Here is a 7,760-nt window from a genome sequence, read left to right on the forward strand (position 1 = left end):
AAAAACAGCGTATTTTGTGAATTAACCCTTGATAACAATTATTGGAAATATTTTGGATGATAATTTTTAGTCCACATACAAAATTTACGATGCAACGGCTTGCCGATCATGTTGCTAATGGTGCGTATTTTTATTTCGGCTTTGAGTACGACAGTTCTAAAAAATCTATTGAATCCGTCTTGGAGAAGATGACAGAGCGTTATGAATTGGGGATTTCACCAAGACAGCGTTCTTACCGCCTAGAAAAGGGTCATCCGATTTGCACGATGATCGTGCAAAGAGATGTTTTTAATGAAAATAAATGGTTTCTGTATTGCTTATTCACTACGCCTACAAGTAGAGATTTCAATACTTTCAACGGTATCGAGATTAATAAGCTTGCCAAAGAATCGGAGCGTTTAAAAATCGAGAAACTAAAAGAGAAGTACAAAGGCTTTAAGTGGGATCTCGATTCAATCTCAGCAGAAAAGACCTTGATCTCAGATTACTTCAAAGATAATGAGCCAAAACAATTTGTCTTAAAAAATCCGATTGCTGTCAAACCCACTGCCCTAGTGACTATGGAGCTTTTCAGAGATACGCATAAGACTTATAAACAGCTCATCTTGGGTGATGAAAAAGATTACAAAGACCGAGTAAGGGCTTATACGTGGACTTGGCGATATACAAAGCAAAGTATTGAAAAAATTAAAACTAAATTTACTGATTCTATTAATAAATTGGCTAGTCAAAAAAATAGCTCTCTAGCAGAGAAGAACCGAGCCGACATTAAAAATCTATTCCTGATGGTGGAAACATGGTCTGTTTTCAAAGCAAGCCGTTCCCAAGCAGGGCAGATCATCCATTTTGCACAGCGTTTTTTAAAGTACAGGTCTAAGAAGCAGAAAACATGGATGCAGATGGAAATTGCTCCACCACATTTGACTTATCTGCCACGATTGCCGACCTATGCTGATACACTCCAAGAGTATAAATTTCGCCGATCTATATTTGATGAGGATGGTATAGAAGTGCCTTTAGAAATTATAAGGGAATATCATCGCACTTTTGACCATTTCCCCCTTAAAGCTTATATAAACGAGATGAAGGAACAGCATAAAAATAGCGGATTGATTATCCAAAAAGCAGATGAGCTTTACTTACAGGTGCTTGAAGATGAGTAAATCCGCTAAGAGAAGCTATTAAATACGGACTTTGAATAGGTTCTAACATGCAAATTTCGTATAAGAGATTTTATGTTAAATATTGGCTTGATTTATTTTATGTTGGATGTAGACTTTGAGTAACATTTTTGGGTTTTAGATATGTCGAAGTTAAAAATTTATCATAATGATGAACATAAAATTATTCATGGTGATGTATTAAAAGGTTTATCAGAACTCCCTAGTGAATCTATAGACTTAATCTTTGCTGATCCGCCCTATAATATTGGTAAAGATTTTGATGGGTTAGTTGAGAACTGGAAAGAAGAGGAATTCTTAGAGTGGTGTTATACATGGCTGGAGGAGTGTTATAGAGTTCTAAAACCTTCAGGTACATTTTACTTAATGAACAGTACTGAGAATATGCCTTTTCTAGATATTTGGTGCCGGAAAAAATTTTTTATAAGAAGTCGCATTGTGTGGTCTTATGATAGTTCTGGTGTGCAAGCTAAAAAGTTTTTTGGTTCTATGTATGAACCGATTTTAATGTTAGTGAAAGATAAAAATAACTATACTTTTAATGCTGATGATATCTTAGTAGAAGCTAAAACTGGAGCAAAAAGAGGATTAATCGATTACAGAAAAAATCCTCCACAGCCATATAACACAATGAAAGTTCCAGGTAATGTATGGGAATTTTCTAGAGTTAGATTTAAAATGGATGAATATGAAAACCATCCTACCCAAAAGCCAGAATCATTACTAGAAAGAATTATTAAGGCTTCATCAAATTCTGGCGACTTAGTTCTAGATCCATTTTCTGGCAGCTTTACCACAAGTGCTGTTTCTAAGAAATTAGGACGTAGAAGTGTAGGAATTGAGGTAAATGAAGAATATGTGAAGATAGGATTAAGACGCTTAGATTTACCTTCTGACTATCATGAGAGTGAATTAATTAAAGAAAAAAAGAGAAAAACTACTAATTCATCTAAAAAATCTAGAGTTATGGCTATATAGCCATAACTTTTAATCTAATAATCCATATTCCAATTGAAATTGAACACAAATAATATCTCTGCAATCATAAAAATCTGATTCAGAAAAAAATGTCATCATATTTTTTAAATCTATATTCGTATATATTTCATCAAATAACTGTAGATATTTATCTAAAATATTTGAAGAAAATTGCTTAATTGCTTGATTATAAAGATATTCTCGTACTTGAATATTAGATAAGTCGGTTTTGATAACAAAACTAATAGGAAATTTATTTACCTTCTCAAAATCTAAGAAATATTTTCTAAAATCAAGAACTTCTGTAACTTGATAGAATTTACCCAACGGTTTTAAAACAAAGTCAATTCCGCCATCATTTGCATTAGTTCTACCAGTTCTATAAAGCATTAAATTTTCTCTGTACTGCTTACCATCAATGCAAAAATCAATAGCCTTTTTACGGAAATGAATATGCAAAATTGCAAATGAAACAATTTCAAAAAGTCTTGCATCTGAATTAACTTCAAATGCTTCATTAATAATCTCTTTCAGCTCTTCGGGATTTTTTGTATTGGCAACTATATCTAGATAATTATTTTGATTTTGTTTAATAATATCAATATATTGATTGATTACATTGCAAATGAATTGAGCTGTATTTTTTGCAGAAACATTATTATCTTTTAAAAAAAACTCAGATATTTTTCGACTTCTTTGACCATCTGTGGATAGATTTTGTACAGGCAAAAATCTATCATCATTAATTTTAAAAGTCCTTTTAACCTCATCATTTAATCTATTATCGAGAGGATGATTTTGAAGTTTACTACCAAAAGGTAGGCTCTTCATTCTTAACATTAAGTTTGAAAATGTTGAGCCATCTGTATCATTTATATAATCTTCACATAATACATATAAAGCATATAAATTTCCTAAAGATCTTCTAGCTTTACTTCCTCTATCTGAAGCCTTAGTTTTTTTCACTAAGTACTGATAGGCTAAAGAGTTGGGGTTTATGTTTAAATTTTGGGCTTCAATATCTAGGAAATTCACATTAACATCCTGCATCAGTTACATTAAAAGCGAGTAATTCGGATGGATGTATATCTAATGATGAGGCTATCTTATAAAGATTGATTAAGCTGATATTTCTTTTACCCCGCTCAATTCCACTAATATAAGTTCTATCTAATTCACACAGATGAGCTAGTTGTTCCTGAGTAATATTTTTTTGAACTCTTATATTTTTGAGATGAATCCCAAAATCTTTTAAAATTAAATTATTAGACATACATCTACTCTATTAGCTACATGTCTATATTTAAATTATGTAGACTATAAGTCTATGGACTATGAGTCACATTCTGAGTTCAGTATAAATTTTTATTTTAAATATTTTCTAAAATTAACATAATACACGTTATACGAAATGCTTTATAATTATCCTTAGAAATCAATGCTGTAGTTTCTAGTTGATAGCCCACCTTCCCCAAGGTGGGTTTTTTTTATGATTTTTCACGTTCCACGCCTATTATTTAAGCAATGTTTCACAACTTTGATTAGCTCAGTTGAATAATGCTCCTAGCAATTCAGCCTTTAAAATCTGTTTCAGTTCGCAAAGCCTTAAAAATACGTTTCGCTGTTTCCTCACGAACCGATTTTGGATCTCGTAAAATATTCGAAATCCATACCGCAAATGCTTGATAATCTTTATTGCCTGCAAGGTCGCTGATGCTATGTACGTTTGATAAAATCGAGCTATATGTGCTGATTTGGCTATCAGACATTTTGCAGAACATATCGAGTGTGTTCGGATCTCGCCCTGTTTCGATTACATTCGGCTTTGGCTTCTCTTTAACTGTGAACTTAAAGCCAACAACAGACCGCCCTTGCTTTACATTCTCATAGCAGAGATCGATATCTGTACTTGTTGTGATCTCTGTTAGTGATGGGACAATCACCCGTTTTTTTAGGTTGCTTAGGTCTTGGTATGAAGTAGGCAATCCCAATTCTTGGTTTAGATCTTCTAAGGACATAATAAATTGCCCCATTGCTTGATATTTTTTAGCTAGATGATAAATATCAAAAGAGTAATCCTTCTTCAAATTAAGCACGATATTTTTTTTATATTTGGTATATGGATTCAATTTATCAAACTGCGTAAGCATTAGTAGAACGATATCGGGAAAGCGGATAGAAATCCCCCCATTTTCATATGTGCAGTCGATAACCCAATTAGATAAAACCTTTTTTCCTTTTTCATTTCTATAAGAAAAATAGCGTTTAATTAATGCTTTGCTTGCTGCTTCTAGTTGCACATATGCTGACCGTGTTTGTATCCCACACTCTTTTGCAAAATCGTCCACCGTTATGAAAATGGCATCCTTTTCTGTAATCGCTTGTGTACGTGCAATCGGACTAGCAAGAATTAACAAGCGTTTTTCATCGATATTCATACTTTTAAAGCATTCTGAGATGTTGTTCTGCATCACAACCCACGAAGGAGGATAAGTTTTTTTATGTTCCATAAAATCACAAGTTATAATAGTACGTTATCTATAGTGTACTTGATAATAACCACATAAAACCACAATGTCTATAACAGCACCTACATATTGCGGATTTAACAATGGTTTACTGCTCAAAAATTGATTCAGAAATTTGTACTTTTTTTTAATAAAATGCAATTAAGGTGCGTTGTATTTATTGTACCTTAATTTAGATGAAATGCTTAACAATGGTTTACTGTTCAAAATTTGTTTTAGAAATTTTTACTTCTTAATAAAATGCAATTAAAGTACGTTATATATATTGTACTTTAAATTCAGACAAAAGTACTTTCTAATTCAGACAAAAGTACTTTTTTAACCGCTAATTTTCAGACAAAAGTACTTTCTAATTCAGACAAAAGTACTTTTTTAACTTCCAATAGCTTTGCTATACGTGGCTTTGAGTGGTGTCTAAAAGTATTTAAAAGCTTATTAAAAGAATAAAAAGGAGCAGGGGAGTGAAAAACTGCCCTATGGCACTCGCTAAAGCTCGTGACATTTTGACCTCGCTTTGCTCGGTCTGAGGGGCAGTTTTTTGGTTAATATTGTTTGTAAATTCTAAAAGCAGAAGCAACTATGGATTCGCTTCGCTCATAAGTTTTTTTATGCTCGCTGCGCTCGGTCTAGGCGCAAAGATCAGCATGTGATGAAATACCAAGTTGAAGCAGGTTATTTTTAAAAGCGGTTTTTCAGGGAGCCTAGGCGCAACTTTTCAGTGTGTCGCTCGTAGACACTCGCTAAAGGAGATCTGACATGAGCAAAGATAAAAAATTCGAGGATTTAGTTTCTCTCTCGATGAAGAACTTTGATCAGCCTTCCAAATATTTCAAACTCAATGAACGTGGTGTCTTTTGTGAAGTAACTTGGCAAGATTTTTTTAAAAACTACGATGACCCAACAGGTTTAGAAGATTTTATGGCAGATCGTGAACAAGATACACCAAGAGATATAGAATTATAGCGCATGGTTTGCTGTATTTAGCGTTTTAATTATAATTTTAATGCTACCTACGTGTTTTTATTTTAAGTGTCTTAAAACGCAAATGGTGCAATTTTAAGGCATTACTTGTAAGCCAAGTTTTGCAATTCTACTTTATGTTGCTTGATCACACGCCTAGCCGTATGCGTGACAACTCTTTTGGTTGCTTCATCATGTCCAAATTTGATGGGCAAGACAGTGAAAATAGGGCGCTTTATCCGATTATCAGTTTTAAAGTCTATCAACCGTTTATTCATAAAATTCCTCTTAAAGCAACCCACCTCGTTAAGACTTTCTGTTGGTTAAGAAAATCCGAGGGGGTTTAAATTGCTTATAACGTATGCACCGTAAAATTTTGTCGAAGTGCTGATTGCCAACCAACCAACACCAAACTTTAAAACGCTGAATTTATTCATAAAATCAGAAAATATTTATCCTATGGTGGATAACAACCTCGAAAAACTATGTCTTCAGAAGTTTAGTTTAGTCCGAGCGACCAACTCGAACAGCAGGGGAGACCAATCCCCATTTAACCTTTTTGATTCTCCTGTGGCTTTAAAGCCACAGCCTTCAAGCACTATGACCATGCAGGAAGTAACACACTCAAATACAGTCCCCTGTATCCTCAACATCACTCTTTCGCAAAACCACGATTCCCTTAACAAGCCATTTCTGACAACGGTAGCTATGGTTTTTTAACCAACTTTTGATAAAACAACTCAAAAGAAAATTCATATTCATCATTAAATTTATCTGTAATTATAGATCACTATCTATTTTACAAATAAAAACAACAACTTATTCCGAATAATTACAGTACAATTTCGGTAAAAATCTACCTTATATGCGCTACTAAAGATCGCTCCAACACATCTATGCCGATAACTAAAAATCAGTTATTCAAAAACCTAGGTGACAAAACCTAATGACATAAAAGTGCGTCCCAAGTTATCAATTGAAGTCTTAACAAGCAGTACGCTTATTCACTCTCTTTCTTGCCCTTTTCCTTGCTTTTACATACGCAGTTCCAAAATATGTATTACGCAGGCTCGATACCTTGGTATCAATATCTACAACTAGATAAAAAAAGAATCACCGTGAGTAAAGCACTTACTTTGCAGCATGGCTGAAAATTTTACTTCTCAGCTTTTACACGTTTAAGCTATACATCGACCTTTAAAGCCAAAGTGGAATGTCGTCACGACAAATTCACCACTCGACCAAAAAGTGCCACTCTCGCCAGCTTTCACCTTGATCGCCTGTACCCTCTCGAATACCGCAGAAGCCATCGTGTGTGCCACGCACCTCGCCAAACCATAAAGATTCAGCGAAGAACGGTAGTTATTAACGCTACTCTCCATCATTGGATTTCACTCACTATTTCTTCAAAAGCAGGATTTCGGCCCTTTCAGCCTAGTTAGGAATTCTTAGCCAATAGCTCTAACTTAACTTCCTAACGCCAACATTCTCAATGTTTCCATTGATTCTGTGATTCCGTTTCCTTGTCGCCCAACTTCAAGAACCAAAACAACTATGAAGTGGATTGAGTAGAATTTGAGGGTAGGCAATAAATTGCCACCCCTCATCAGCCCTCATCAAAACGTACCGAGCCACAGTTAAATGGCAGTCCGCTTCGTCAAGCAGTTTTCAGGCTGTCAACCTTTCCACTGTGAGCTGTTGAAAATCAAAATTTTTAGTGTGCCTAACGGCACACTAAAAAACGGTCAAAGGTCTTTTAGGTGCGTTGGTCAGACACACTTCACAACTGATGAAAAAATCATAATGCACAAAAAATATGCTGTCTAGGTGCGTTTGCATGGAACTACTTATTACCCTCTTACAAATACCGTCTAGAAGTCCTTAAAACTTGCTTCGCAAGTTCACCATAGCTTCGCTATGGAAAAAGCAAAAAACAGCTTAAAACCAAAAATCCTTTTACTCGATTACAATGCTAGTTTTTGATCAAAAAACAGCGTATTTTGTGAATTAACCCTTGATAACAATTATTGGAAATATTTTGGATGATAATTTTTAGTCCACATACAAAATTTACGATGCAACGGCTTGCCGATCATGTTGCTAATGGTGCGTA

General features: G+C 34.4%; 6 protein-coding genes. 3 read left to right on the top strand and 3 right to left on the bottom strand.

The annotated features are described in order from the left end of the window. Positions 1–56: 56 nt before the first annotated feature. Together FTV28_RS13100 and yhdJ are read left to right on the top strand one after the other, a co-directional pair. Positions 57–1,163, top strand: a complete 1,107-nt coding sequence (locus FTV28_RS13100) for a hypothetical protein (protein ID WP_168379851.1) — start codon at positions 57–59, stop codon at positions 1,161–1,163. A 141-nt stretch (positions 1,164–1,304) separates the two neighbouring features. Beyond that, the gene (gene yhdJ, locus FTV28_RS13105; protein ID WP_179990666.1) at positions 1,305–2,159 is read left to right on the top strand and encodes an adenine-specific DNA-methyltransferase; all 855 of its coding nucleotides are present in this window, start codon (positions 1,305–1,307) and stop codon (positions 2,157–2,159) included. Positions 2,160–2,168: 9 nt separating this feature from the next. On the opposite strand, the gene FTV28_RS13110 is transcribed toward yhdJ, so the two are convergent. The 3 genes from FTV28_RS13110 to FTV28_RS13120 form a co-directional block, all read right to left on the bottom strand. Next, positions 2,169–3,194, bottom strand: coding sequence for a hypothetical protein (locus FTV28_RS13110; protein WP_218944950.1), 1,026 nt, complete (start codon positions 3,192–3,194; stop codon positions 2,169–2,171). A 1-nt stretch (position 3,195) separates the two neighbouring features. Beyond that, positions 3,196–3,432: a helix-turn-helix domain-containing protein gene (locus tag FTV28_RS13115; RefSeq protein WP_179990670.1), complete on the bottom strand. Its 237-nt coding sequence runs from the start codon at positions 3,430–3,432 to the stop codon at positions 3,196–3,198. Between the two features lie 298 nt (positions 3,433–3,730). Beyond that, positions 3,731–4,669: a replication initiation protein gene (locus FTV28_RS13120; protein WP_218944951.1), complete on the bottom strand. Its 939-nt coding sequence runs from the start codon at positions 4,667–4,669 to the stop codon at positions 3,731–3,733. Positions 4,670–5,443: 774 nt separating this feature from the next. Here FTV28_RS13120 and FTV28_RS13125 point away from each other — a divergent pair. After that, entirely contained in the window at positions 5,444–5,650 is a 207-nt protein-coding gene (locus tag FTV28_RS13125) for a hypothetical protein (RefSeq protein WP_179990672.1), read from the top strand. Positions 5,651–7,760 lie beyond the last annotated feature (2,110 nt).

Origin of the sequence: Acinetobacter sp. YH12252 (assembly GCF_013417365.1) — a bacterium.
GTDB lineage: Bacteria > Pseudomonadota > Gammaproteobacteria > Pseudomonadales > Moraxellaceae > Acinetobacter > Acinetobacter towneri.

Excerpts from the sequence above, each read along its gene's own strand:
- FTV28_RS13125 (WP_179990672.1), top strand. The coding sequence starts at position 5,444 with ATGAGCAAAGATAAAAAATTCGAGGATTTAGTTTCTCTCTCGATGAAG.
- FTV28_RS13115 (WP_179990670.1), bottom strand. The coding sequence starts at position 3,432 with ATGTCTAATAATTTAATTTTAAAAGATTTTGGGATTCATCTCAAAAAT.
- FTV28_RS13100 (WP_168379851.1), top strand. The coding sequence starts at position 57 with ATGATAATTTTTAGTCCACATACAAAATTTACGATGCAACGGCTTGCC.
- FTV28_RS13120 (WP_218944951.1), bottom strand. The coding sequence starts at position 4,669 with ATGGAACATAAAAAAACTTATCCTCCTTCGTGGGTTGTGATGCAGAAC.
- yhdJ (WP_179990666.1), top strand. The coding sequence starts at position 1,305 with ATGTCGAAGTTAAAAATTTATCATAATGATGAACATAAAATTATTCAT.